Origin of the sequence: Hyphomonas sp. CY54-11-8 (assembly GCF_000682735.1) — a bacterium.
Classification (GTDB): domain Bacteria; phylum Pseudomonadota; class Alphaproteobacteria; order Caulobacterales; family Hyphomonadaceae; genus Hyphomonas.
In genome coordinates this window covers 77,812-101,688 of record NZ_AWFD01000006.1, presented here as the reverse complement: position 1 = coordinate 101,688, position 23,877 = coordinate 77,812, and the positions used below count along the sequence as shown (strand labels likewise).

21 protein-coding genes are annotated in these 23,877 nt (G+C 62.9%); 7 read left to right on the top strand and 14 right to left on the bottom strand.

Annotated features, from left to right (window positions below):
* The first annotated feature begins 78 nt into the window (after positions 1–78).
* Positions 79–1,728, top strand: coding sequence for an NAD+ synthase (locus HY17_RS06850; protein WP_034764853.1), 1,650 nt, complete (start codon positions 79–81; stop codon positions 1,726–1,728).
* A gap of 2 nt (positions 1,729–1,730) precedes the next feature.
* Here the strand turns inward: HY17_RS06850 and HY17_RS06845 are convergent, their stop codons facing one another.
* Positions 1,731–2,675 (bottom strand): diguanylate cyclase, encoded by a 945-nt coding sequence (locus HY17_RS06845; RefSeq protein ID WP_051599791.1) that lies wholly within the window; start codon positions 2,673–2,675, stop codon positions 1,731–1,733.
* A gap of 196 nt (positions 2,676–2,871) precedes the next feature.
* Positions 2,872–3,723 carry a hypothetical protein gene (locus tag HY17_RS06840; protein ID WP_051599790.1) on the bottom strand — a complete coding sequence of 284 codons (852 nt, stop codon included), beginning with the start codon at positions 3,721–3,723 and terminating at the stop codon, positions 2,872–2,874.
* Positions 3,724–3,868: 145 nt separating this feature from the next.
* Between HY17_RS06840 and gltX the strand changes: the two genes are divergently transcribed.
* Positions 3,869–5,209, top strand: a complete 1,341-nt coding sequence (gene gltX, locus HY17_RS06835) for a glutamate--tRNA ligase (protein WP_034764843.1) — start codon at positions 3,869–3,871, stop codon at positions 5,207–5,209.
* 166 nt (positions 5,210–5,375) lie between these two features.
* The gene (locus tag HY17_RS06830) at positions 5,376–5,699 is read left to right on the top strand and encodes a hypothetical protein (protein ID WP_034764711.1); all 324 of its coding nucleotides are present in this window, start codon (positions 5,376–5,378) and stop codon (positions 5,697–5,699) included.
* A gap of 91 nt (positions 5,700–5,790) precedes the next feature.
* Here the strand turns inward: HY17_RS06830 and HY17_RS06825 are convergent, their stop codons facing one another.
* Positions 5,791–7,695, bottom strand: a complete 1,905-nt coding sequence (locus HY17_RS06825; RefSeq protein WP_034764710.1) for a biotin carboxylase N-terminal domain-containing protein — start codon at positions 7,693–7,695, stop codon at positions 5,791–5,793.
* On the bottom strand, positions 7,664–8,581 hold the full coding sequence (locus HY17_RS06820) for a DUF817 domain-containing protein (protein ID WP_081813024.1): 918 nt from the start codon (positions 8,579–8,581) through the stop codon (positions 7,664–7,666). The genes HY17_RS06825 and HY17_RS06820 overlap by 32 nt, the downstream gene beginning before the upstream one ends.
* Positions 8,582–8,729: 148 nt before the next feature.
* Between HY17_RS06820 and HY17_RS06815 the strand changes: the two genes are divergently transcribed.
* Positions 8,730–9,077 (top strand): hypothetical protein, encoded by a 348-nt coding sequence (locus HY17_RS06815; RefSeq protein ID WP_034764708.1) that lies wholly within the window; start codon positions 8,730–8,732, stop codon positions 9,075–9,077.
* Positions 9,078–9,088: 11 nt separating this feature from the next.
* Here the strand turns inward: HY17_RS06815 and HY17_RS06810 are convergent, their stop codons facing one another.
* The 4 genes from HY17_RS06810 to HY17_RS06795 all read right to left on the bottom strand — a co-directional run bounded on the left by HY17_RS06810 (position 9,089) and on the right by HY17_RS06795 (position 12,793).
* Complete coding sequence (locus tag HY17_RS06810) at positions 9,089–9,889, bottom strand: enoyl-CoA hydratase-related protein (protein ID WP_034764706.1); 801 nt, start codon at positions 9,887–9,889, stop codon at positions 9,089–9,091.
* Positions 9,890–10,030: 141 nt separating this feature from the next.
* Positions 10,031–10,357 (bottom strand): hypothetical protein, encoded by a 327-nt coding sequence (locus HY17_RS06805; protein WP_051599789.1) that lies wholly within the window; start codon positions 10,355–10,357, stop codon positions 10,031–10,033.
* Between the two features lie 153 nt (positions 10,358–10,510).
* Complete coding sequence (locus tag HY17_RS06800) at positions 10,511–11,095, bottom strand: NAD(P)H-dependent oxidoreductase (protein WP_034764704.1); 585 nt, start codon at positions 11,093–11,095, stop codon at positions 10,511–10,513.
* Positions 11,096–11,185: 90 nt separating this feature from the next.
* Complete coding sequence (locus HY17_RS06795; protein WP_034764702.1) at positions 11,186–12,793, bottom strand: carboxyl transferase domain-containing protein; 1,608 nt, start codon at positions 12,791–12,793, stop codon at positions 11,186–11,188.
* A 116-nt stretch (positions 12,794–12,909) separates the two neighbouring features.
* Here HY17_RS06795 and HY17_RS06790 point away from each other — a divergent pair, with 116 nt between their 5' ends.
* Positions 12,910–14,727 carry a patatin-like phospholipase family protein gene (locus tag HY17_RS06790; protein WP_233348681.1) on the top strand — a complete coding sequence of 606 codons (1,818 nt, stop codon included), beginning with the start codon at positions 12,910–12,912 and terminating at the stop codon, positions 14,725–14,727.
* Positions 14,728–14,800: 73 nt separating this feature from the next.
* Positions 14,801–16,768 (top strand): ATP-binding protein, encoded by a 1,968-nt coding sequence (locus HY17_RS06785; RefSeq protein WP_034764827.1) that lies wholly within the window; start codon positions 14,801–14,803, stop codon positions 16,766–16,768.
* Positions 16,769–16,780: 12 nt separating this feature from the next.
* Here the strand turns inward: HY17_RS06785 and HY17_RS06780 are convergent, their stop codons facing one another.
* From HY17_RS06780 to HY17_RS06755, 6 genes are all read right to left on the bottom strand, one after another.
* Positions 16,781–17,329, bottom strand: coding sequence for an arsinothricin resistance N-acetyltransferase ArsN1 family B (locus tag HY17_RS06780; RefSeq protein WP_034764698.1), 549 nt, complete (start codon positions 17,327–17,329; stop codon positions 16,781–16,783).
* Complete coding sequence (locus HY17_RS06775; protein ID WP_034764696.1) at positions 17,326–18,498, bottom strand: isovaleryl-CoA dehydrogenase; 1,173 nt, start codon at positions 18,496–18,498, stop codon at positions 17,326–17,328. Before HY17_RS06775 ends, HY17_RS06780 begins: the two co-directional genes overlap by 4 nt.
* 38 nt (positions 18,499–18,536) lie before the next feature.
* Positions 18,537–19,697, bottom strand: a complete 1,161-nt coding sequence (locus tag HY17_RS19285; RefSeq protein WP_051599788.1) for a lysozyme — start codon at positions 19,695–19,697, stop codon at positions 18,537–18,539.
* Between the two features lie 105 nt (positions 19,698–19,802).
* Positions 19,803–21,185, bottom strand: a complete 1,383-nt coding sequence (mgtE, locus tag HY17_RS06765; RefSeq protein ID WP_034764820.1) for a magnesium transporter — start codon at positions 21,183–21,185, stop codon at positions 19,803–19,805.
* 43 nt (positions 21,186–21,228) lie between these two features.
* The gene (locus tag HY17_RS06760; RefSeq protein WP_034764681.1) at positions 21,229–22,401 is read right to left on the bottom strand and encodes an acyl-CoA dehydrogenase family protein; all 1,173 of its coding nucleotides are present in this window, start codon (positions 22,399–22,401) and stop codon (positions 21,229–21,231) included.
* A gap of 101 nt (positions 22,402–22,502) precedes the next feature.
* The gene (locus tag HY17_RS06755) at positions 22,503–22,964 is read right to left on the bottom strand and encodes a MarR family winged helix-turn-helix transcriptional regulator (protein WP_051599787.1); all 462 of its coding nucleotides are present in this window, start codon (positions 22,962–22,964) and stop codon (positions 22,503–22,505) included.
* 264 nt (positions 22,965–23,228) lie between these two features.
* On the opposite strand from HY17_RS06755, the gene HY17_RS06750 reads away from it, so the two are divergent.
* A complete protein-coding gene (locus HY17_RS06750) occupies positions 23,229–23,798 on the top strand; it encodes a tetratricopeptide repeat protein (RefSeq protein WP_034764679.1) in 570 nt (189 codons plus the stop codon).
* The last annotated feature ends 79 nt before the right edge of the window (positions 23,799–23,877 follow it).

Sequence of the window (23,877 nt, the reverse complement as noted above, 5' to 3'; positions counted from 1 at the left end):
AATGCAATTAAGCGGATGTGGATCAAAACTTCCACGCCCGCGATTGCCCCCCCGCGCCTTCCAGCCTAAATGCTCTTCATGAGCAAAAATCTGAAAATCCTGGTCGCGCAGCTCAATCCTGTGGTGGGGGACATCAAGGGGAACCTTGAGCTGGCGCACGGGGCGTATGCCGAGGCCAAGGACAAGGGCGCTGACCTGCTTGTCCTCTCCGAACTGTTCATTCTCGGCTATCCGGCCGAGGATCTGGTGCTGAAACCGGCCGCCGTGGAAGATTCCATGAAGGCGGTGCAGGACCTCGCCGTGGAGACCGCGGGCGGACCGGCCGTGATCATCGGCAGCCCCTGGATGGACGGGAAGAAACGGCACAATTCCGCCGTGCTGCTGAAAGATGGCGCGGTGGCCGGGCGCTATGACAAGCGCGAGCTGCCGAACTATGGCGTATTCGACGAGAAGCGCATCTTCGATGCCGGCGAAGGCCCCCTGCCCGTGTTCGATCTGAACGGTATCTCTGTCGGCCTCGCGATCTGTGAGGACATCTGGTATCCGCGCGTGCCCTCTGCGCTGGCCGAGGCGGGCGCCGAAATGCTGATCGTGCCGAATGGCAGCCCCTGGCGCCGCACCGTGCAGGTGGAGCGGCACACGAGCTTCTCCGCCTGGACGAAGACGGGCGTGCCGTACCTCTTCGTGAACCAGGTGGGCGGGCAGGACGAACTGGTCTTCGACGGGGCGAGCTATGCCGTCGATTTCGACGGGACCGAGCACCAGCTGCTGGGCGATTTCGTCACCGGCACGGCGCTGGTCAATTTCGATGGCGAGACGCATCAGTTCTCAAGCGACAGCCAGGTAGAGCTGACCAGCGGCTGGGAGGCCGAATACCGCGCGGCGGTGCTGGCGCTCGGCGATTACGTCAACAAGAACCGCTTCCCCGGCGTCGTGCTGGGCATGAGCGGCGGGATTGATTCCGCGCTGACGGCCGCGATTGCGGTGGACGCGCTCGGGCCGGAGCGCGTGTGGTGTGTGATGCTGCCGTCGAAATATACGTCCTCTGACAGTCTGGAAGACGCGAAACTGTGCGCCGAGGCGCTGGGCGCGCGCTATGACACGATCAATATCCGCCCCGGCGTGAATGCGCTGGACGAGATGTTAAGCGAACAGTTCGCGGACCTGAAGCCGGACACCACAGAAGAGAATATCCAGTCCCGCCTGCGCGCGGTGACGCTGATGGCGTTGTCGAACAAATTCGGGCACATGGTGGTGACCACCGGTAACAAGAGCGAGATGGCCGTCGGCTATGCGACGCTCTATGGCGACATGTGCGGCGGCTATAATGCGCTGAAGGATTTCTGGAAGACCGAAGTGTTCGAGCTGGCACGCTGGCGCAACATGGCTGTGCCGAAAGGCGCGCTGGGGCCGGGCGGGGAAGTGATCCCGATGCGGATCATCACCAAGCCGCCGAGCGCGGAGCTGCGCGAGGACCAGAAGGACGAGGACTCCCTGCCCCCGTATGACGTGCTGGACGATATCCTGCGCGGCCTGGTCGAGGGCGAGGAAGACGTGGAAGACATCATCGCCCGCGGGCATGACCCGGCTGTGGTGAAGCGGATCGAGCACCTGCTCTACATCGCCGAGTACAAACGCCGCCAGGCCCCGCCGGGCGTGAAGATCGGCGGCAAGAATTTCGGCCGCGACCGGCGCTATCCGATCACCAACCGGTTCCGGGACGCCTGAGCTCAGGAGGCCAGCCGGCGCTCCATGGATGGATCCCAGACGACGGTCATGTTCCGCCCCCGCTGCTTGGCAGCATAGGTCGCCTGATCGGCCCGCTCGATGCATTCCGCCACGCTGGCATCCGGATCGAGCAGCGTGAGGCCGAAGGAGGCCGTGATCGAGAATGGCGGGAAGCCGTCGGCCTCAATTTTCACTTCGGCCAGTTCAGACCGGATCCGGTCGATCATGTTGAACGCCGTGTTGATGTCCGTGTGCGGCACACATAGCAGAAATTCCTCACCGCCGTAGCGGAACAGGCGGTCAAACGGGCGCGAGTGCCGCATCACATGATGCGCAAACTCCGCCAGCGCCCGGTCTCCGACCAGGTGGCCATACCGGTCATTGACCAGCTTGAACCGGTCGATATCCATCATGACAATCACGCAGCTTTCCAGCTTGCGGCGGACAAGTTCCTGTTGCTCCCGTAGCTTTGTCAGCATGCCCACGCGGGTGCTGGCACCGGTCAGGGCGTCGACATTGTAGATCTCGTCTTCCAACTCGCGCTTCAGCGTCTCGATCAGCAGGCGCATTTCCTTCAAATTGCCTGTGAACCTCTCATAGTCCGCCATCGGGATGTTCTGATGGGACTGCAACAGCATCAGCAGGTGCGCCGCCGTTTCGTGCATGCTCTGGTGGGCTTTTTCCAGTTCCTGGAAATTCGGATTGCTCTGAACCACGTGCGAGCCGGGATTGTAATACCATTGACCAAAGCGGCACCTGCGGTGCGAGTCCGGTTCGAGATCGCGCGCATCTGGCTGGAGATTGCAGATCAGCGTCGTGTTCAGCGCATCCGTCCAGTGGACGTGGTTGAAAAGTGCTTGTTCCAAGACGGAAATCGCGTTCCGGATATCGCCGGGGGACACGCGCGCAAAATCGTCAGTCCCAACATCACCCTTGGTCTCAGCCATCGGCTCCCTTTCATATCCTAAAGCAAGCAGCAGACAGAATGATGTAAGGTAAAAAAATCAGGAAAGGCTCTCGAATTCCTGTTTGATTTTCGAGCTTTGTTACCTTTGGGGTAAGGACTCCGGGCCTTCGCAAAAGCCCGCGCCCGCCTCTGCACCAAGGGCGGCTTTCCGGCCTGCCCGTTGATTTGAGAAACGACTACTCGTTGGGGCCTTCGTCGAAAGAGCCGTTCTGGAAGGCTTCCAGTTCGAGCCCCTCGGCACGCACCTTGTCGACTTCATCAGGATAGATGTCAGACGCTTCGCCGAAGCCGACGATGGGCGACGGCACAATGTCGTCATGTGCGATGGCATCGTCATAGAGCAGCCAGGCGCGCGTGCCGCCAATACAGGCGACCTCCACCCACTGGTCTTCCTCGAGGCTGACCGCCGACATGCTGGAGATGTCGCGCAGCTCGGCCTCGTTGATCGTGTATTCCTGCCCGTTCACGCCGAAGATGGCGAAGCCTTCGCCGAGATAGCGCAAGTAGGACAGGACATCGCCGGCCTTCAGGTTCAGCACCTGCATGCCTTCATCGCCCGGCGTCTCGATATTGGCGTCGACCAGCATGGTCACCGGCTCGATCTTCGAGGCGACGATGAATTCCAGGCTGTCGCGCTCCACGCGCTGGCGGTTCCAGATCTGGTAATTGGCATATTGCGGCAGCGTGCAGGCGACATTGGCCGGCGCATCCGGATTGGGCCGGGCGCGGCCGTTCAGCGTGACGCCCTGCTCCAGCACGACAAAGCCGGACGGGTACTCCCCCGGCCAGCCATAGGAGACGTACCAGGTGTCGGGATATCCCGCGAGCGCGGCATAGTCTGTGTCGTCCGGCGCGGACTCGGCCACTTCATAGGGAGACGCAATCGGCTCGGACTCCGGAACCTGGGCCTCAAGCGTTTCGTGTTCGATGGCGGCAGGGGTGGAGGCGTCGCCGCCAGCGGGCGTGTCCGACGGCTGTCCGCAGGCCACGAGGCTTCCTGCCAGGACAAGAATCCAGGCTTTTTTCATGACCCCCTCCTCGGGTTGCGACTCAACTGCCGGTGCCACACTAGCATACAGATTAGCAAGAAACTGGCATGGGTCGCTTGGCTTTTTCTGCAATTTGGTGTCGAAAGCGGCACACATTCTCCTGATCCACGGCCATAACACGTCCATGACCTCCCCTATCGTCCGTTTCGCCCCGTCGCCAACAGGCCGCCTGCATGTCGGCAATGTGCGCACTGCGCTCATCAACTGGCTGTTTGCCCACAGCCAGGGCGGAAAGTTCATCCTGCGCATCGACGATACCGACGTGGAACGCTCCACGAAGGAGAACGAGGACGCGCTGAAGGTCGACCTCGAATGGCTGGGCCTGGTCTGGGCCGACACGTTCAACCAGTCCGACCGCTTCGCCCAGTATGACGCCGCCGCCGACAAGCTGCGCGAAATGGGCCTGCTCTATCCGTGCTATGAAACGGCCGATGAACTCGACCGTAAGCGCAAGATCGCCCTCTCTCGCGGCCGCCCGCCGGTCTATGACCGGGCGGCGCTCAGCCTAACGGACGAGGAGAAGGCGAAACTCGAGGCAGAAGGTCGCCAGCCGCACTGGCGTTTCAAACTCTCGGGCGAGCGCGTCGAGTGGGAAGACCTCGTGCGCGGGCCGCAGAGCATCGACACGTCCAGCCTCTCCGATCCGATCCTGATCCGCGAAGACGGCTCCTACCTCTACACCCTCCCCTCCGTCGTCGACGACATCGAGGCCGGCATCACGCATGTCGTGCGGGGCGAGGACCATGTGACCAACTCCGGCGCCCAGATCGAGATCTTCAAGGCGCTCGGCGGCACCGCGCCGGACATGGCGCACACGCCGCTGCTGATCGGCGCGGACGGCCAGGGCCTGTCAAAACGCCTCGGCTCGCTCTCCATGGGCGAGCTGCGCGCGCAGGGCTATGAGCCAATGTCGATCTGCTCGCTGCTCGCCAAAATTGGCACGTCCGACAATGTCGAGGCGCGCGAAAGCCTTGAGCAGCTCGCCGATGAGTTCGATTTCGGCAAGATCGGCCGCTCCCCGGCCCGCTTCGACGAGGCGGAGCTGAAAGGGCTGAACGCGTCGATCCTGCACGCCCTGCCGTTTGACGCCGTGAAGGACCGCCTCGCGGCGGTGGACCCGCGCGCCGCTGACGAAGCCTTCTGGACCGTAGTACGCGAGAACTGTTCCCTGCTGCCGGATGTCGCCGAATGGGTCGACACCGTGTTCGGCGACATCACCCCGCTGGTGGACAATGAGGACAAGGACTTCGTCGCCACGGCCGCAACGCTGTTGCCGGAAGGTCAGCTGACGGGCGAGACCTGGAGCCAGTGGACAAATGCCGTGAAGGCAGAGACCGGGCGCAAGGGCCGGGGCCTGTTCATGACGCTCCGCAAGGCGCTGACGGGTCAGGAACACGGCCCCGACATGGGCGCCATCCTGCCTCTGATCGGACGCGAGCGGGCGCTGAAACGGCTGGGCGGCTGATACCGGAACAGCCAAGTTCCTGATTTTGTTCCGTTTTGGTTCGACGTGAACAAAAATGGAACTTTTTCCTTTCCAAATCGTGAATATTCTGCTTATGTTCTCATATCGCGGGGCAAACGGAACGCACCCGCAATCTGGGTTCAAAACATAGGCTGGGAGTTGCGTGATGGTACGTCTGGTGATCAAGGGATGTGAGTTCGATCCGGCGCAGGTGAAGGATGTCGTTTACGGCGACAGCTTCCGCATGGAGCTCGACAAGGCGATGGAACTGGCAGATGCCGGCGTCGAATTCTGGGCCGCCGGGCCGGACGGCGCCATGGCCCGCGTCACCCTCGGCGAGAACGAATATGGCGAGCGGATCCTGAAGACCGAAGCCATTGCCTACGCCGCCAACCATCTTGGTGAAATCGTTGCCCCGCCGGTCGTGCGCCGCCCCTACCGCGCTGAGACACATATCCCTGCACGGATGGATTTCGCTGTCGCAGCCTGATCCGCGGCGCCTTTGAATTTACGCAGCGGCCCTCACCTCCTGCCCGCGCCAGAACGGTGCTGCCACCTCCCCCGGACGCGGGAGGTGAGGGTTACTCCGCCACCAGTTGGACGAGCACATCGCCTTCGGAGACCTGGTCGCCTACGTTTCCGGTCACGGCTTCCACCACGCCATCGCGCGGCGCAGTGAGGGCGTGCTCCATCTTCATGGCTTCCATGACGGCGACCGTATCGCCTCGCTTCACTTCGGCGCCGGCCTTCACGGAAATCGACAGCACCTTGCCCGGCATCGGCGCGCTGACATTGTCACCGCCGAGCACGGCTTCGACGTCGGCGTCGAATTCCGGCACCTCCACTAGAACCGTGTCGCCGCCTGTCGTCACCGCATAGCGGCGGGGCGAGATGTCCGTCACCAGCGGCAGCGGCGTCTCCGGATCCACCGGATGGTCTTCCGGATCGATCCAGTCGGCATCGGCGCCAACCGCCACCATCGACTTGTGCACCGGCGCGGAATTCATCCGCCAGCCATCCTGAATGCCCCACGGCGTCGCCCCGCCCGCCTCGTTCAGGCGCACATCGCAAACCGCCATGACAGAGGCATGTTGGTGTTCCGCAGGCGGAAGGGTCAGCGCATCGCCCGCTTCCGCGATCCAGTTCACATGATGGGAATGGTTGAGGAAGGCATCCGACGAGGCGCAGCGGCGAAGGAAGCCCGTATTGGACGGCACGCCAGCCAGCTGCAGGTGAGACAGCGTCTCGATCAGCCGTTCGCAGGCCGCGCGCCGGTTACCCTCATGCACGATCAGCTTGGCGATCATGGAGTCATAATTCGACGGCACGCGATCACCCGTCTCGAAGCCTGCATCCCAGCGCACGATCTCGCCATCGGCGGGTTCCATCATGCCGAATTCGAGGATCAGGCCCGCGCCGGGGCGGAAGCCTTCGGCGGGGTCTTCTGCGCAGATCCGTGCCTCGATGGCATGACCGTGCAGCGGAATGTCCTGCTGGTGAAGCGGCAGCAATTCGCCGGAGGCCACACGCAGCTGCCATTCGACCAGGTCCTGCCCCGTGATCATCTCGGTCACCGGATGCTCCACCTGCAGGCGGGTGTTCATTTCAAGGAACCAGAACGTGTCGAGCGCCAGCGGCCTTGATCCGTCCACGATGAATTCCACCGTCCCGGCGCCTTCATATTTCACGGCCTTGGTGAGCGCCACGGCGGCATTCGTCATCGCCTCCCGCACGTCTTCCGGCATGCCGGGCGCGGGCGCTTCCTCGATCACTTTCTGGCGGCGGCGCTGCAGCGAACAGTCGCGCTCGTAAAGGTGCACGGCGTTGCCATGGGAATCCCCGAACACCTGCACCTCTATATGCCGTGGGCATTCGACCAGTTTCTCCAGCATGACGCGGCCATCACCAAAGCTGCTTTCCGCTTCGCGCACGGCGCTTTCCAGTTCGGCTTTCAGCTCGGACGCCCTGGAGACGAGGCGGATGCCCCGGCCTCCGCCGCCGGCCACGGCCTTGATCAGCAGCGGGAAGCCGATCTCTTTCGCCGCTTCGGTCAGCGTCTTGGCGTCCTGCGCCTCGCCGCGATAGCCAGGCAGCACCGGCACGCCCGCTTCCTCGGCGATGCGCTTGGCTTCATCCTTCGGCCCCATGGACCGGATCGCGGAGGCAGGCGGGCCAACCCAGATGAGCCCGGCCTTCACCACAGCCTCGGCAAAGTCGGCATTCTCGGACAGGAAGCCATAGCCGGGATGAATCGCGTCCGCGCCGGTCTCCTTCGCTGCGGCGAGGATCGCCTCGACCTTCAGATAGCTCTCGGCGGCGGGCGCCGGGCCGATATGTACGGCCTCGCCCGCCTCGCGCACATGCTTGGCGCGCGCATCGGCGTCGGAATAGACGGCGACGGTAGCGATGCCGAGGTCACGGCAAGTGGCAAAGATGCGGCACGCGATCTCGCCCCTATTCGCGACGAGAAGCTTCTCGATTTTCATGTCCGGGCCCTCCGGTGTCCCGGTGCCCGCTGCGATGAACGGCGGCGACCAGAACGAAACTGATGATCATCAGCAGATACCACGATCCGAGCTTGGATAAAGAGACCGGGTGCCAGCCATCCTCCTGGCCTGGATAGGTCCAGGCCCGGGCGAAGGTGCCGATGTTCTCCGCAAACCAGATGAAGAGGGCGACGAGCAGGAAGCCGATGACCAGCGGCATCGGCCGGTGAAACCGGTCCGGCCGAAACCAGACGAGGCAGGGCCCGTAAACCATCACCGTACCCGCGAACAGGGCGATCCGGACATCCGGCAGCCAGTGATGGGCGAAGAAATTCACATAGATCGCTGCCGCGAGCAGGCCCTGGATCCAGAGCGGCGGGAGGCGTTCGAAGCGGAACTCGAAGATGCGCCACACCCGCGCCAGATAGGAGCCGACGGCGGCGTACATGAAACCGGTGAACAGTGGAACGGCCCCGATCCTGAGGACGCTTTCCTCCGGATAGATCCAGCTGCCATGGGCCGTCTTGAACAATTCCATGATCGTGCCGGTGATGTGGAAGACGAGGATGACCTTTGCCTCTTCCAGCGTCTCCAGCCCCGTCCAGAGCATCAGTATCTGGATCACCACCGCGCCGATCACCAGAAAATCGTAGCGCGAGACTGGTGCGCTCTCCGGGTACCAGAGGAAGGTCGCCAGCAGGAATCCCAGCATCGCCCCGCCGAACAGGCAGGCCCAGCCCTGCTTGATGCCGAAACTGACGAATTCGAAGGCGGCGAGGCTCCACGGCCCCCTCACCCACCTCTCCCGCAAGGCTTCGCGCCCGGCATGCAGGCGCCGCTGGACGGCATTGGGCGGCTTCGGGCCGAAGGCTGGGGGCGCGGGCATTGTCTGGCTTTTACATTGATTCAAGGCGGGTTTCGGGCCGGTTGGTGACCCTTCCCGGCCCGGGCCTGACCGGGTTCGGGCGGTCGCGGCCTCTTGCGCGGGGGTAAAGCGCTTGTAGGGTTAACAACCTGAATCGGAGGGAATTCATATGGCCTATGCATCTGGCGTCCGGGTAAGCAGCCTCGCCGGCCTCGTGGGAGCCGCTGTCGGCGGCTATATCGGCTACACACAAGCCGCAGACGTCAGTGAATTGACGCCTCTTGCCGGCGCCTTGATCCTTGGCGGCGTTGGCCTCGTTGCGGGTAGCGCGGGCGCCTTCCTGCTGAAGTCGCTGATGCAGTTCCTGATCTATCTGATCATGTTTGGCGTGCTGATCTATGTCTTCCAGGGTCCGATCGAACAGCTGACCGGAATAAACCCCGTTCAGGCGACCCTGCACCTTTTGTCCGATATCGGTATACCTGTGGGCAGCTGGCTCAAATCGACCGGCGGCTGAGGCGCCAGGCCCTAGCGCACCCAGGTCGGGCGCCGCTTTTCGAGGAAGGCGGCGATGCCTTCCTTACCCTCGTCAGACACACGCCGCGCCGCGATGCGCTTGGCCGTCTCATGGCCAAGATCGCGGTCGATGATCTGGCCGGTGACATCGGCGACGAGTCGCTTCGCATCGGCCACGGCGCCCGGCGCCGCCGAGAAAACGAGATTGGCGAGGTGCTCTTCCATCTTCGTCATCTCTTCCATCGTTTCGACGACATACTGGACGAGGCCGATCTTCTCGGCGAAGGCGGCGTCGAAGCTTTCGGCCGTCGTGAACAGTGCGCGGGCCCAGCGCGGGCCGATGGCGTCGATCACATAGGGGCTGATCGTTGCCGGCGTTAGACCAAGGCGGACTTCGGAAAAGCGGAACTTGGTGTTCGACATGGCAACGGCCACGTCACAGGCTGCCACCAGCCCTGCCCCGCCGCCCATGGCCGCACCCTGCACCATGGCCAGCGTCATCTGCGGCATCTCGTAGAGCGACTGCAGCATCTCGGCGAGGTTCACTGCATCGCGGACATTGTCGTCCTTCGTGTGCGTGGCGGCGCGCTTCATCCAGTTGAGATCGGCCCCGGCGCTGAAGGTGTGGCCATTGCCGCGCAGGATCATCATGCGGATCGTGGGCTGGTCGGCGATCGTCTTGAACGCGTCGGTCAGCTCGGCGATCAGCTCCATGTTGAAGGCATTGTGCACGTCAGGCCGGTTGATGGTGACGACAGCGAGGCCCTCTTCGGTGGCCTGGAATTTGATGAGATCGTAATTGGAATCGCGCATGGGGCCCTCGCGTTGAATTTCTGAGAGTCTTTTGGACCGCTGACGCGCTCACGGCAACCGGTGTTCCGCCGCAGGGGATACCCCAAAAAGCCGACGGCCCCCCGCCGCGCGCGGGAGGCCGTCGTCGGACAGTGCTCAAGCTCAGCTCGTTTTACCGTCCGGTTCCTGTTCATCGTCAATGCCGTTTTCGGGGATCAACAGCTTGGGCCCGGCGCGCCAGGCGTCGATTGCGGCATTGTATTCGGCCTCCAGCACATAGCCATCTGCATCGGCGTCGAATTTCGAAAACTTCGCGACAGCCTCGGCTTCGGTGGCCCGGCCTCGGGACGTCTTCCAGGAAACGAATTCCGCTTCGCTGAGGCGGCCATCTGCATCGGTATCGAGACCGGAAAAGTCCGGCATCTCCCCGGCATGGCCCATCAGGGCCGTGGCAAAGGCGGCGACCACAAGGAATGGGGTGCGTTGCATGACGTCTCTCCTTTGGTGCTGCGCCGCCTCATCACCTGCGACACGAGGAGCCTACGCCAGGGAGCCGTTCATGTTGCGTGAAAAGGGGTTCACGACACGATTTTAATGATCGGTTTCACAACGTGATTTTAATGGACGGACACCGTCTACGGATCAGACTCCCTCGGCGCCGATCTTGCGGCAGAAGGTTTCCCACGACCGGAAACCTTCGTCGCCAAGCTCCCCCGCCCCGCCGATGATCGTGTGATGAAGCGGGTGGAAGCCCGAAAGGCCAAGCAAGCCACGCTCCAGCGCCTTCAGCGCCCCGGCATCCATGCCGAACCGGTAGACGAGGCCGGGCATCCCCATGGAGACGAGCACGCGGGCCGACTTGCCCTTCATCATCTGGGCAGGCCAGCCATTATCGCTCTGCCCAAGGAAGAATTCGCCGCGTGCTGCCTGTTCCAGGAACGCCTTCAGCATGGCCGGCATGCTGCCCATCCAGAGCGGGAAAGCGATCAGCAAATGCTCGGCCGCAGCAATCTTCTCACGTTCTGTCAAAATGGGCTCGGGCGGCGGAGTCTCGAACTCCTCCGCGGACCGCAGCAATGGTATGTCGAGTGCAGCGACATCGATCCGGGTGACCGTATGGCCCGCACTTTCCGCGCCATCAGCATAGGCGGCGCACAGCTCATGGATCAGGTGTTTCGGGTCATTATCCGGATGGCCGTTGATAATGCAGATCGATTTCGTGGTCATGGGCGTGTCCTTCTTTCTGCCGGATCGTACGCCAGGAAGATGTCAGACCTGCGACGCTGCGCAATCCGCAAACGTCCCTATTTTCGATCCTTACATCCGGAAGACGCCGAAGCCGCGATCGGGGAATGGCGCATTGAGGCTGGCCGAGAGGGCGAGGCCCAGCACGCGGCGCGTGTCCGCCGGGTCGATAATGCCGTCGTCCCAAAGGCGCGCGGTGGAATAATAGGGCGAACCTTCGGTCTCATAGAGGTCGCGGATCGGCTGCTTGAAGGCTTCTTCCTCGTCTGCAGGCCATTCCCCGCCCTTGCGCTCGATGCCGTCGCGCTTGACCGTTGCCAGCACGGAGGCCGCCTGTTCGCCGCCCATGACGGAGATGCGGGCGTTCGGCCACATGAAGAGGAAGCGTGGGGAATAGGCCCGGCCGCACATGCCGTAATTCCCTGCCCCGAAGCTGCCGCCGGTGACGACGGTGAATTTCGGCACGCTGGCTGTGGCAACGGCGGTCACCATCTTGGCGCCGTCCTTGGCGATGCCGCCGGCCTCGTATTTCGAGCCGACCATGAAGCCGGTAATGTTCTGGAGGAAGACGAGCGGGATGCGGCGCTGGTCTGCCAGTTCGATGAAGTGCGCCGCTTTCTGTGCGCTCTCCGAGAACAGGATGCCGTTATTGGCGAGGATGGCGACCGGCATGCCGTAGAGCCGGGCGAAGCCGCAAACGAGCGTTTCGCCATAGAGTTTCTTGAACTCATGGAATTCGGAGCCATCGACAAGACGGGCGATGACTTCGCGGGCATCATAGGGCTCGCGTACATCCTGCGGGACGAGGCCGTGTAGCTCTGCCGGATCGTAGAGCGGTTCGGCTGGCTCGGTCAGGTCGAAGGGCTGGGGTTTCGGCTTTGCGAGTGTACGGACGATGGAGCGTACGATGGCGAGTGCGTGGGAGTCGTGAGCGGCATAATGGTCGGCCACACCGGAGCGGCGGGCATGCACATCAGCGCCGCCGAGGTCTTCTGCCGAGATCACCTCCCCCGTCGCGGCCTTCACCAGGGGCGGGCCGCCGAGGAAGATCGTGCCCTGCTTGCGGACGATGACCGTCTCGTCCGACATGGCCGGCACATAGGCGCCGCCTGCCGTGCAGCTGCCCATGACGGAGGCGATCTGGGGGATGCCCTTCGCGCTCATCTGCGCCTGATTGTAGAAAATGCGGCCGAAATGTTCCCGGTCCGGAAAGACTTCCGACTGGTGGGGCAGGTTTGCCCCGCCGCTGTCGACAAGGTAGATGCAGGGCAAATGGTTTTCGAGCGCGATTTCCTGGGCCCGCAAATGCTTCTTCACCGTGACGGGGAAGTAGGCGCCGCCCTTCACGGTCGGATCGTTGCAGACGATCAGGCATTCCCGGCCTTCGACCCGGCCAACGCCCGTGATGATCCCGGCGGCGGGCGCTTCATTGTCATACATGCCGTGGGCGGCCAGCGCGCCAACCTCAAGGAAGGCGCTGCCGGGATCCAGAAGGCGTTCGACCCGATCGCGCGGGAGAAGCTTGCCCCGGCCGACATGGCGCTGGCGCGAGGCTTCAGGTCCGCCAAGCGCGGCTTTGGAGGTGTGCTCGCGCAACTCATCGAGCAGGCGTTCCATGGAGGCCTTGTTCGCGGCAAAGCGCGGGCCAGCCACGTCGAGACTGGATTTCAGGACGGGCATTCAGCCTCCCTTCAGAAGTTTTTGGCAGGCTTAACTGCCTCTGGGTCAGGTGTCACGCGTGTGTCACCGGTTTTTACCAGACTGGCGAAAAAGCCCTCTAGGAAAGACCGCAGTCGATGCGCATGTTCAGGAATATGAAGCTGGATATTACGACATCCCTGAAGGCGATTGCCTTCCTCAAGGATGTGCCGGCCAAGGCGATGAAAGCGGCCGGGCGCGAAGCCTCATGGTTTTGCGTGCCGGCGGGCGGGACGCTGTTCCTGCGCAACGAACCGGCCGACATGATCTATTTCGTCCTGTCGGGCGCACTTGGCGCTTTCCGGGCGAACCCCAACGGGCAGACCGAATTTGTCGGCCATATCCGCCCCGGCGAGCCGGTGGGCGAGATGGCGCTGTTCCTGGGCGGCGTTGACCTCGACGGAGACGGCGCCCCCAATAACGCACCCCATACGAGTTCGGTGTATGCGCTGCGCGATTCCGAAGTTGTGGGCTTCTCGCGCGAAGGCTGGCGGCAACTGGTCAAGTCCGAGCCGGAACTGCTGGAGCACATGATCCGCATCATCCTGCGCCGGGTCGGTCGGGAGGGACAGCGCAATGTCAGCGCCGCCCCGAAAGTCTTCACGCTGGTGGCGACCTCGCCGACCATCGACCTCGAATTGCGTGCCAAAGCGCTGAAGGCAAGCGTCGAGGCCCTCGGCAAGACCGCCATCGTCGTGGGCGAGCGCATGGGCGAGGACAAGCCCGCTGCCTTCTTCGACGACCTGGAACAACGCCATGACGTGGTGATCCTGATCTCGACCATCGGCGATACGCGCTGGTACCGCCTCTCCGTGCGCCAGGCAGACCGGATCTGGGTGGTCGGCCGAGCCGATGCCAAGCCGTCCAATCCGCTGATGCCGGAAGATGACTCCCCTGCCCGCGAACTGAAACTGGTCGACGTGCTGCTACTGCACCCGGGAGACAATCGCCGCGCCTGCAAGCCGGTCGAATGGCTGGAAGCGGCGGGCGCGAGCCGCCTGTTCCACTGGCAGGGCATGGAAGGCGCAAATTGTGACCGGCTCGCCCGGGTCATGGCGGGTGTATCGGTTGGGCTGATACTCTCCGGCGGCGGCGCGCGCGCCTATTCGCATATCGGCGTGGTGCGGGCGATGCGCGACCGCGGTATCCCGATAGACTTTGTCGGCGGGGCTTCCATGGGCGCGGTGATCGCCGCCTGTGTGGCCATGGGCTGGGACGATGCCGAGATCGACATGCGCATCCGCAAGGCCTTCGTCGAGAGCAATCCACTGGGCGACTATACACTGCCCGTGGTCGGCATGGTCAAAGGCGTGCGCGTGAATGCCCGCCTGAAGGAGCATTTCGGAGACGTGGAGATCGGCGACCTGGAGCTGCCCTTCTTCGCCACATCCACGAATTTGATGACCGGGACGCAGCGCATTCACCGGACGGGCCTCCTGCGCGATGCGTTGCGTGCCACGATCTCCCTTCCGGGAATCCTGCCGCCGGTTGTCGATGGCAACGAACTGCTGGTCGATGGCGCCGTGCTGAACAATTTCCCGGTCGATGTGATGCGGGACATGCATCGCGGTTTTGTCATCGGTTCCGATGTGACACGCCAGCCAGAGGGGCTGAAGATCGACGAATTTGAAAAGCCCGCAGGCTTTTTCCGCTGGGTCGCGCGGCATGGATTCTCCAATCCGCCGCCGATCGCCGGCGTCCTCATGCGAGCGGCGACGATCCGGGCCGATACCCAGTTCGGGCGGGACATAACGGACGTGCTGATCCTGCCGGAACTGGCGGAAACCGAGCTGCGCGACTGGGAAAACTACGACGTCAGCGTCGAGTCCGGCTATCAGGCCGCCCTGCTCGCGCTGGATCAAGCTCGTCTGGCGTCACCCATCCGGCCGGAAACGGCGGTTCTGACAAACCTGTAATTTTCAATACAGTATTAAGCATATTCGGGCAGCTTCCGTCAGGGCTGAAGGGGGAGGATGGGAGATGCTGCGCATGGATATGGCGCTTTGGGATATGTTGCCGGTGGTCATTTGCGAGACTGCCGCCGTTCGTGATGAATCCGGAAAGCTGATTGATCTTCAATGGACCGCTTCCAATCGGCTCATGAATGAGTCGATCCTGCCTGACGGTAAAAGCATTATCGGGATGCGCATCTTCGAATTCGACCCGGCGTACAAAGATACCGAAATGGTCCGCGCGGTCACCCATGTGATCGAGACCGGAGAGTCGCGCACCTTCACGACCGCCAAAGGCCGGGCAGCCAGGATGCTCGGCAAGATCATGAAGACGACAATCATCCCGGTCGAGCGCGATGGCGAACGCCGCGCGCTGTCTGTTTCTCACGAAATCACGGATATCGCCGAAGAACGGGACGAAGCGGTACGCTTGTATGAGCTCGCTAAAACGGCGTGTGATCATGCCCTGCATGGCATTATCCTCAACGATGCCGCCGGACGAATCACCTATGTGAACCGTGCGCTTTGTGAAATGTCCGAATATTCCGAAGAGGAACTCATCGGCCAGGATGTTGGCATCCTAACGGGTGATGAAACCTATGAGCCGGACCCCGAGCTGGCGATGAAACTCGCCAGCGGCGAAGTCCTGCGTCACGTCACCCAGGCTGAGACGCCGACAAAGTCCGGCGGCACCAACCAGGTGGAACTGTCGCTCACCAGCGCCCGCTGGGGCAAAAAAGGCGAACGCGTCTTCATCACCTATGTCCGCGATATCCGCGAGGAACGCCGTCAGGGGCACGAACTGCGCGATGCCCTGCACCGCGCCGAACAGGCGACCCGGCTGAAATCCGAATTCCTGGCCAATATGAGCCATGAAATCCGTACGCCGCTGAATGGCGTGCTCGGTATGACGCAGGTTCTGGCGCACACCAGCCTGACGCCGGACCAGCGCGAGCAGGTCGCCACGATCCTCGATTCCGGCAAGACGCTGATGTCGATCCTTAACGACATTCTGGACCTGTCGAAAATCGAAGCCGGCAAACTGGAAGTCACGCCGGTGAACGGAGACTTGCGCCACAAGTTGAGCCGCATGATCAAGCTGCATGCAGCAACGGCTGAGGAAAAGGGCATCCAGCTCCAGTTGTTCATCGACCCAAGCGTGCCGTCCCGAATGAAGTTCGACCCCGTGCGTGTGCGCCAATGTGTCGGCAACCTTGTTTCCAATGCCATCAAATTCACGGAAAAAGGTGAAGTGATAGTCGTGGTCACCTGTGAACCAACCGAGAACGGACATACGCGCGTGATCGTTCACGTGTCCGACTCCGGTTGCGGTATCCCGGCAGAGAAAATGGACCGTGTCTTTGAAAGCTTCTCGCAAGCCGACGGGTCCACAACGCGCCGCTTTGGCGGCACCGGCCTCGGCCTGCCGATCACACGGAAACTGGCCCGGATGATGGGCGGCGACGTTACGGTTGTCAGCGAACCTGGCCGCGGATCTGTCTTTACCCTGAAGTTCGAAGCGGAAGCCGGCGAAGTGGTCCATCTGCACGAAGCCGTGCTGCCGAAGCCTGCTGCGCCGCAGACCAAACAGGTCGGCCTTGGCGGCCGCCGCGCTCTGGTCGTGGACGACAATGGCATCAACCGCCGGGTCGCGCGTACCTTCCTTGAGCATTATGGCCTCGTCGTATCGGAAGCCGGGGACGGCAACGAAGCGCTCGAAGCGCTTGATTACGAACCGTTTGACATCGTCCTGATGGACATTCACATGCCGGGCCTCGATGGCGCGGAAGCCTTCAAGCGCCTGCGCAATTCCGCCAGCCTGAACCGCGTCGTGCCGGTCATTGCCCTGACCGCGGACTCCATGCGCGGCGACCGGGAAAAGTATCTCGCCAAAGGCTTTGACGGTTACGTCGCCAAGCCGATTGATGAGCGGTCGCTCGTCACGGTGATCGGACAGGTGCTGAGCGTTCCAACCGAATTCGAGGAACGCCGCGCACGGGCCTGACGGGGCGGCTCTCTATCGCTTCAAGAATTCCGGCAGCGCCACGGGATCGCCCGGTATTCCGGGCGCGTCGGTCAGGATTTTCTGCCACCAGCCGACATCGTGCCAGGCGCCAAGCTTGTAGCCGACATCCCGGTAAGTCCCGAGATGCGTGAAGCCGAGACGCTCATGCAGCGCAATGCTGGCGTCATTCGGCAGGGCGATCCCGGCAAAGGCGTTCCGGAAGCCCTGCCCTTCCAGCATGTCCAGCAGACGGACATAGAGCTGCATCCCGGCGCCTTTGCGCTGGGCGTCCGGCGCGACATAGACGCTGACATCGCAGGACCAGCGATAGGCCGCCCGCGCCCTGTGCTGGGAGGCATAGGCATATCCAAGCGGCGTGCCGCCTTCTTCCCCAACGAGCCAGGGGTAGGTCTTCAGTGTGGATTCAATACGCTGAGCCATCTCTTCCGCAGAAGGTGGCTCCATCTCGAACGAAATGACCGTTTCACGCACATAGAGCGCGTAGATGCCGGCGATCCATCCGGCGTCGTCAGACGTCGCCAGGCGGATCTTCAGGCTCATGCGGTTTCGCCGAACAGCTCCCGTCCGATCAGCCAGCGGCGGATCTCGGACGTCCCTGCCCCGATCTCGTAAAGCTTCGCGTCGCGCAGCAAGCGGCCGGTCGGATATTCGTTGATATAGCCATTCCCGCCGAGGATCTGGATCGCATCGAGCGCGAGTTTCGTTGCCGTCTCAGCCGCATAGAGGATCGCGCCAGCGGCATCCTTGCGGGTGGTCTCGCCCCGGTCGCAGGATTTGGCGACGGCGTAGACATAGGCCTTGGCCGCGTTCATCTGGACATACATGTCTGCGACCTTGCCCTGGATCAGCTGGAACTCGCCGATCGACTGGCCGAACTGTTTGCGGTCGTGAATGTAGGGGATCACGACGTCCATGCAGGCCTGCATGATGCCGGTCGGCCCGGCCGACAGCACGGCGCGTTCGTAGTCGAGCCCGCTCATCAGCACACGGACACCGCCATTCAGCGGCCCCATGATGTTCTCTTCCGGCACTTCGCAATCCTCGAAGACAAGCTCACCCGTCTCCGAGCCGCGCATACCCAGCTTGTCGAGCTTCTGCGCGACGGAAAAGCCTTTCATGTCCCGCTCGATCAGGAAGGCGGTGATGCCTTTCGAGCCAGCCTCAGGCTCCGTCTTGGCATAGACCACGAGGACATCTGCATCCGGCGCATTGGTGATCCACATCTTGGTGCCGTTCAGCACATAACGGTCGCCCTTCTTGTCTGCGCGCAGCTTCATCGAGACGACATCTGACCCTGCCCCGCTCTCACTCATGGCGAGGGAGCCGAGGTGCTCGCCGGTCATCAGTTTCGGCAGGTAGCGCGCCTTCTGGGCGTCAGAGGCCCAGCGGCGGATCTGGTTCACGCAGAGGTTCGAATGGGCACCATAGGAGAGGCCGACGGACGCGGACGCGCGGGAGATTTCCTCCATCGCGACGACATGCTCGAGATAGCCGAGGCCGGTGCCGCCCCATTCCTCTTCAACCGTAATGCCAAGCAGGCCGAGCTCGCCCATCTTGGGCAAAAGGTCACGTGGAAACGTGTCCGTCCGGTCGATCTCGGCGGCGCGGGGCGCGATCTCGTTCTGGGCAAAACTTGCCACGGTTTCACGGATCATGTCGGCGGTTTCGCCGAGGTCGAAGTTCAAGGTGGGATATGTGTTCGCAATCATGGCGACTGACTAGCAGGCCGTTCCCGGCCTGTCAGCAGTCAATCCTGCCGGGTGATCGCGCGATAGAGATAGTAGATGGCCAGCACGCTCAGGAGGGCCGAGCCAAAGGCCAGAAGCGGCCCGACAAAGGCCTCGCCTTCACCGGCCGGAAAGCGCTGGGCAGCCGGCAGGGCCGTACGGCGCACACCTTCGAACACACCCCACAGGCCCAGCCCGGACAGCAGCGCATAAGGCAGCCAGCGCATGACGCTGATGTCGCCATTAAGGCCATTGCTGCGCGATGGCGGAAGCGCCGGCGGACGCAGGATTTCCCGGCGGCCTTCTGACGGCACGGGCACAGGGCGAGCCGGCGCGGGCCTTGCCGGATGGCGCGGCGGCGCGGCAGGGGCCGGGCGGGCTTCGATCACGGTATCGTCCGGGAGCTCTTCCCCTACCCCGTCCGGCTCTGCCAGAGCGGAGACGGCGCGGGTAATCTCGTCGGCCGTAGGCACACTCGTGTCGGTGGCTTCCGGAGACGCCGTGCGTTCCGCTTCGTCGCCGAGCAGTTTCGTCATACGCTCGCCCACGGCGCGGGCAGCGGCTTGCGCTGCGGATTCGGAGACAGGTCTCGGAGGTGCAGCAGATGTGCGGCCATCTTCGGTACGGGCTTCGATCACCACGGCCCGCTCGCGGGACATGGCCAGTGCGGCGCCCGGGTCGAATTGCGGGCGCAACAGCGCGCCGGGCACCGGGATACGGCCCGATGGGTGTTCCAGGAACAGGGCTTTCTCGGCCGCACGCCGGCGCACCAGCGCATCCACCACGCGGACTTCGCCATCGACCCGGCCTTTGCGCCAGGCCGACATGCCTTCGGCGGCCTGCAGGCGCTCGCCGCTGTTCAGCAGCGCCAGCACATTGGATTCGAGAAAGGCCTTTGGCCCGATATTGAACGCAAAGGAGACCAGAGCATCAAATTCGTTCTGGGTCAGCGGTGTCAGGACGGACTCGCCGATCAGCGTTTCAATCGGCTTCAGGTCATGGTGGCGCAGGACGAGTTCAGCGTCCGCGCGGGTGACCCGCAGGCCTTCGCGGGCCCCGGCTGTGTGTCCGTATCCGACGATCCAGGTGCCATCCGGCAGGCGGGTTGCGCGCGCGCGGAAGCCCTCGAAGCTCTTGATAAGCTCGACCCCGGCTCCAGACGTGCGAATTGGCAGGGCCAAGAGACGTGGCTCCCGTATTGAAACAGTTGGTGTTTTTCTATGCCGCACCCGTGCAAATAGCGCGCCTTTTCCCCTGAGGCGGGAGTCCGTCGCCTTTGCAGGACGTCAGAGCAGAACCAGTGTCGCCAGCCCCAGGAAGGAGAAAAATGCCATCACATCTGTCAGCGTCAACACGAAGACCGAGGAGGCCACCGCCGGGTCGGCGCCCAGCTTCTTGAGTCCGAGCGGCACGAGGATGCCCGAGAAGGCCGCCCACAGGAACGTCGCCAGCATGGCGATCCCCAATACAATCGACAGTTCCACATCGTGGAACCAGACAAGCGCCACCAGTCCGACGCCCACGGCGAACAGCAGGCCGTTCACCACCCCGCTCAGCGCTTCCCGCAGGATGGCCCGGCGCACGGCATCGCCTTCCAGCTGGCGTTCGGCGATGGCGCGCACGGCCACCACAAGGCCCTGGCTGCCGGCATTCCCGCCCAGCGCTGCGACGACTGGCATCAGGATCGCCAGCTGGACGACCTGGTTCAGCGTACCTTCGAACAGCGAGATAATACCGGAAGCGATGAACGCCGTGACGAGATTCACAGCCAGCCACGGCGCCCGCGCGCGCACTGTATCGACGACGGAGTCTGCGCCGTCAGCGGAGCTGACGTTGAGCAGCGAGAACAGGTCTTCCTCGGCCTCTTCCTGGATAACGTCGACCATGTCGTCGACCGTGATCATCCCGACGAGGCGCCCGGCAGTGTCCTTCACCGGCGCAGACGCCAGCGAGTATTTCTGGAACTGGAAGGCCACTTCTTCCTGATCCATGTCAGTGCGTATGTCCGACAGCGGATCGGTCATGATGTCGGAAAGCTGTACCTCGCGCGGCGTGCGCATCAGCGTCGCCAGCTGGACGATTCCCTGCAGCCGGTAGGCCGGGTCGATGACATAGATCTCGTAGAAGACTTCCGGCAGCTCCTCGCCGAGCTCGCGGGCATGGTCGATGGCGTGGCCGACGGTCCAGTATTCCGGCACGGCCACGAATTCCGTCTGCATGAGACGGCCGGCCGATTCCTCTTCATAGGCCAAGCCGCGTTCCAGCTGGGCCCGGTCGAACGGCTCCAGGTCCTCGAGGATGCGTTCGCGGCGCTCGTCCTCAAGGTCTTCCAGGATGACGGTTGCATCATCGGAATCGAGTTCGTCGAGGGCGCTCGCAACGGCGGTGTCCGGCAGGACGTCGACAGCCTCTTCGCGATAGGAATCGCGCAGTTCGATCAGGATGTCGGAGGGCAGCTCCCCACCGAGCAGTTCGACCGCTTCAGAGAAGGTGTCGAATGGTAGTGCTTCCAGCAGGTCGGCCGCGTCGGCCGGGTGCATACGCTGCAGTGTCCGCGCCAGCCAGCGCGTATCCTTCTCATCGATGGCGTCGATGAGGTCGTCCAGCAGATCCGGATCGACATTCGGCGGCTCTGGCGCCGGATTGGGAGGCGTGGACACATCGGTCATGGCGCCTGTCTTGCCGCTGTTGCTGCGCCGCGGCAAGAGGGCGTCAGGCAGACCGGCTGAGTTCTGCCTTTTTGATTTTCTTGGCGAGCGACCATTTGTGCACTTCGGTCGGCCCGTCATAGATGCGGAAGGCGCGGACCTCGCGGAACAATTGCTCCACGATCGTGTCACGGGTCACGCCCATGGCGCCCATGACCTGCACACAGCGGTCGGCCACGCGGAACAGTGCCTCAGACACCGCAACCTTCGCCATCGAGCTTTCGACATTGCCGTTCTCGCCGGCATCCAGTGCGTCGGCGCACCAGTCGATCATCAGCTCGGCCTGTTTCAGGTCGATCTGGTTCTCGGCCAGCATGAAACCGACGCCTTCATGATCGACCAGCAGCTTGCCGAACGCCCGACGGCGGCAGGCATAAGTGGTGGCAATTTCGTGGGCACGCGTTGCGACGCCGTGCCAGCGCATGCAGTGCGACAGGCGCGCCGGGGCCAGACGGATCTGCGCATAGCGAAAGCCTTCGCCGGGATTGCCCAGCATGTCGCTCGCCGGGACGCGTAAATTCTCGATGCGGATTTCGGCATGGCCGCCGGGCATCGAGGAGTCGATCGTATCCAGCAGGCGGACGATCTTGATGGCGGGGTGCGGCAGGTCGACGAGGAACATGCAGGCCCCCTCTTCCGCCTTCGCCATGACGATACCGACGGAGGCGCCTTCCGCCCCGGTGATGTAGGTCTTGTGGCCGTTGATCACCCACGCGTCGCCATCCTGCACGCAGACGGTCTTCATCATGGACGGGTCGGACCCGGCGCCATTGTCGGCCGACGGCTCGGTCATGAAGAAAGCCGAGCGCGCTTCACCGGTCAGCAGCTTGTCGAGAAAACGGGCACGCTGGGCGTCGGTGGCCACCTTGCCCAACAGGAACATGTTGCCTTCATCCGGCGCGCCGGTGTTGCAAGCGACCGGACCGAGGGGCGACAGGCCGGACTTCTTCAGCACGTGTGCCGTGCCCCGCTGGGTGAGGTGCGTGTGGTCAGGCAGGATGTGCGGCGTCATCACGCCGGCCTCGCGGGCCATGGCGCGGAGTTCCCGGACCAGGTCCTCCGAAGGGCCATGATCCTCCAGACGCGGGTCACGCTCATAGCTGGCGACGGTTTCGCGGACGAAGCGTTCGACGCGCTCGCCGATTTCCTCGGCCAAAGCCTGATCGGGATAGGACATGGGTTACCTCTGCACTGGATCTCTCGCGGCGTATCTGCCGGTCAGGTCAGCAGAGGACAAGACCTGTCGCAACGTCGCCAATGCGGACAGTTTGTTTCGGGTCAGGCCGACAGCACGTCCGGGCGGACTTCCCGCAAGGCCTCTGTCAGATTACCGAGATGGGTGTCGCCCAGCACAGCCTCCATCTTTGCCTGAGCGGCCTTCCAGTAGGGCCGCGCTTCCTCCAGTTTCTTGAGGCCGAGCGTGGTAAGCAGGACGCGGCGCTTGCGGCCCGTCCCTTCATTGCCGCGGTGGACGTAGCCCGCCTTTTCCAGCGGCTTCAGGTTCCGGGACAGGGACGTCCGGTCCAGATTCATCAATTCGGCCACGCGCGAAATCGAGTCCGGCTCGTACCGGCCTATCACATGCAGCAGGCCAAACTGGGTGATGGTCAACCCGGTCGGGCGCAGCGCATCGTCATAATGACGGGTGATCAGGCGTGCTGCGCGTAGCACGCGGCCCGCCACGCACGTCCCCGTCACTTCGGACAGGAGTTCATCTGAGTCGATCTTCCCGGGCATCATACCGTGTATATGCAGTCTTTTAAAAAGAAGTCCAATCACGCCTAGTTTTACTATGGTCACGCTTTAGAGGCCATATCTGGAAAACTCAATATAGTGCATATACACTACTTACAGGTTCGGCATCACCCTTTCAGACACCTCCGTATGCCGGCCTCACTCTCACCCCGTCCGGCTTTCCTCGGCCGGACGGGATCTTTCACCGCACGCTCCGGCTCAGCCGGTATCGTGCATATACACTAAAATAGCCGCTGAAAGGCACACCCCATGTTCTCCTCCCGAAACATCACCGCCGGCCTGCTCGCTCTCGGCTTTGCCGCCGACCCCGCTTTTGCCGCCCCGGACATCTATTACAATGGACCTGCTCCCGCCGAAGCCTGCGCCGATGGCGTGGCGATCCCCGGCGCAGCCTCTCCGGAACTGAAACGGATCTGTGAGGACGCCCTCAAGGACGATTCCCTGACGCTTGCGGACAAGACAGCCACGCTCGCCAATTCCGGGATCGTCAGCCTGCGTCTCGGCGACTTCGAGCCCGCACTCACCCGCCTGAAGGAAGCCTCCGACCTCGGCCCGAAGCGCGGCGACGTGTCGGTCAGCCTGGCGGCTACGCTGATCCGGCTCGGACGGCCGGAAGAAGCGGTTGCTGCACTGGCGGACATCGATGCCGTATCGCCGGAAAACCAGCACATCGCCTACTACAACCGCGCGCTGGCCTACTGGGCGCTAGAAGAGACCGAGGAAGCCTATCGGGACTTCTACACCAGTGCTGCCCTCAAGCCGGGATTCGCGCCTGCCGAGGAAGCGCTCGGGCAGTTCAAGGTGGCTTCAGTGGAGTGAGGGAGCATACCGCGAAGATTCATTCGATCACTCAAATTGGTCCACCGGATCGAATTGGGTGATCGAGCAGCCTTGAGCC

Bases quoted from the DNA above. Each gene is read 5' to 3' on its own strand.
- HY17_RS06800 (WP_034764704.1), bottom strand. From the start codon at position 11,095: ATGACCACGAAATCGATCTGCATTATCAACGGCCATCCGGATAATGAC.
- HY17_RS06805 (WP_051599789.1), bottom strand. From the start codon at position 10,357: ATGCAACGCACCCCATTCCTTGTGGTCGCCGCCTTTGCCACGGCCCTG.
- gltX (WP_034764843.1), top strand. From the start codon at position 3,869: ATGACCTCCCCTATCGTCCGTTTCGCCCCGTCGCCAACAGGCCGCCTG.
- HY17_RS06815 (WP_034764708.1), top strand. From the start codon at position 8,730: ATGGCCTATGCATCTGGCGTCCGGGTAAGCAGCCTCGCCGGCCTCGTG.
- HY17_RS06850 (WP_034764853.1), top strand. From the start codon at position 79: ATGAGCAAAAATCTGAAAATCCTGGTCGCGCAGCTCAATCCTGTGGTG.
- HY17_RS06750 (WP_034764679.1), top strand. From the start codon at position 23,229: ATGTTCTCCTCCCGAAACATCACCGCCGGCCTGCTCGCTCTCGGCTTT.
- HY17_RS06795 (WP_034764702.1), bottom strand. From the start codon at position 12,793: ATGCCCGTCCTGAAATCCAGTCTCGACGTGGCTGGCCCGCGCTTTGCC.
- HY17_RS06760 (WP_034764681.1), bottom strand. From the start codon at position 22,401: ATGTCCTATCCCGATCAGGCTTTGGCCGAGGAAATCGGCGAGCGCGTC.
- HY17_RS06830 (WP_034764711.1), top strand. From the start codon at position 5,376: ATGGTACGTCTGGTGATCAAGGGATGTGAGTTCGATCCGGCGCAGGTG.
- HY17_RS06775 (WP_034764696.1), bottom strand. From the start codon at position 18,498: ATGATTGCGAACACATATCCCACCTTGAACTTCGACCTCGGCGAAACC.
- HY17_RS06780 (WP_034764698.1), bottom strand. From the start codon at position 17,329: ATGAGCCTGAAGATCCGCCTGGCGACGTCTGACGACGCCGGATGGATC.
- HY17_RS06820 (WP_081813024.1), bottom strand. From the start codon at position 8,581: ATGCCCGCGCCCCCAGCCTTCGGCCCGAAGCCGCCCAATGCCGTCCAG.
- HY17_RS06840 (WP_051599790.1), bottom strand. From the start codon at position 3,723: ATGAAAAAAGCCTGGATTCTTGTCCTGGCAGGAAGCCTCGTGGCCTGC.
- HY17_RS06785 (WP_034764827.1), top strand. From the start codon at position 14,801: ATGGATATGGCGCTTTGGGATATGTTGCCGGTGGTCATTTGCGAGACT.
- HY17_RS06810 (WP_034764706.1), bottom strand. From the start codon at position 9,889: ATGCGCGATTCCAATTACGATCTCATCAAATTCCAGGCCACCGAAGAG.
- HY17_RS06845 (WP_051599791.1), bottom strand. From the start codon at position 2,675: ATGGCTGAGACCAAGGGTGATGTTGGGACTGACGATTTTGCGCGCGTG.
- HY17_RS06790 (WP_233348681.1), top strand. From the start codon at position 12,910: ATGCGCATGTTCAGGAATATGAAGCTGGATATTACGACATCCCTGAAG.
- HY17_RS06825 (WP_034764710.1), bottom strand. From the start codon at position 7,695: ATGAAAATCGAGAAGCTTCTCGTCGCGAATAGGGGCGAGATCGCGTGC.
- HY17_RS06755 (WP_051599787.1), bottom strand. From the start codon at position 22,964: ATGATGCCCGGGAAGATCGACTCAGATGAACTCCTGTCCGAAGTGACG.
- mgtE (WP_034764820.1), bottom strand. From the start codon at position 21,185: ATGACCGATGTGTCCACGCCTCCCAATCCGGCGCCAGAGCCGCCGAAT.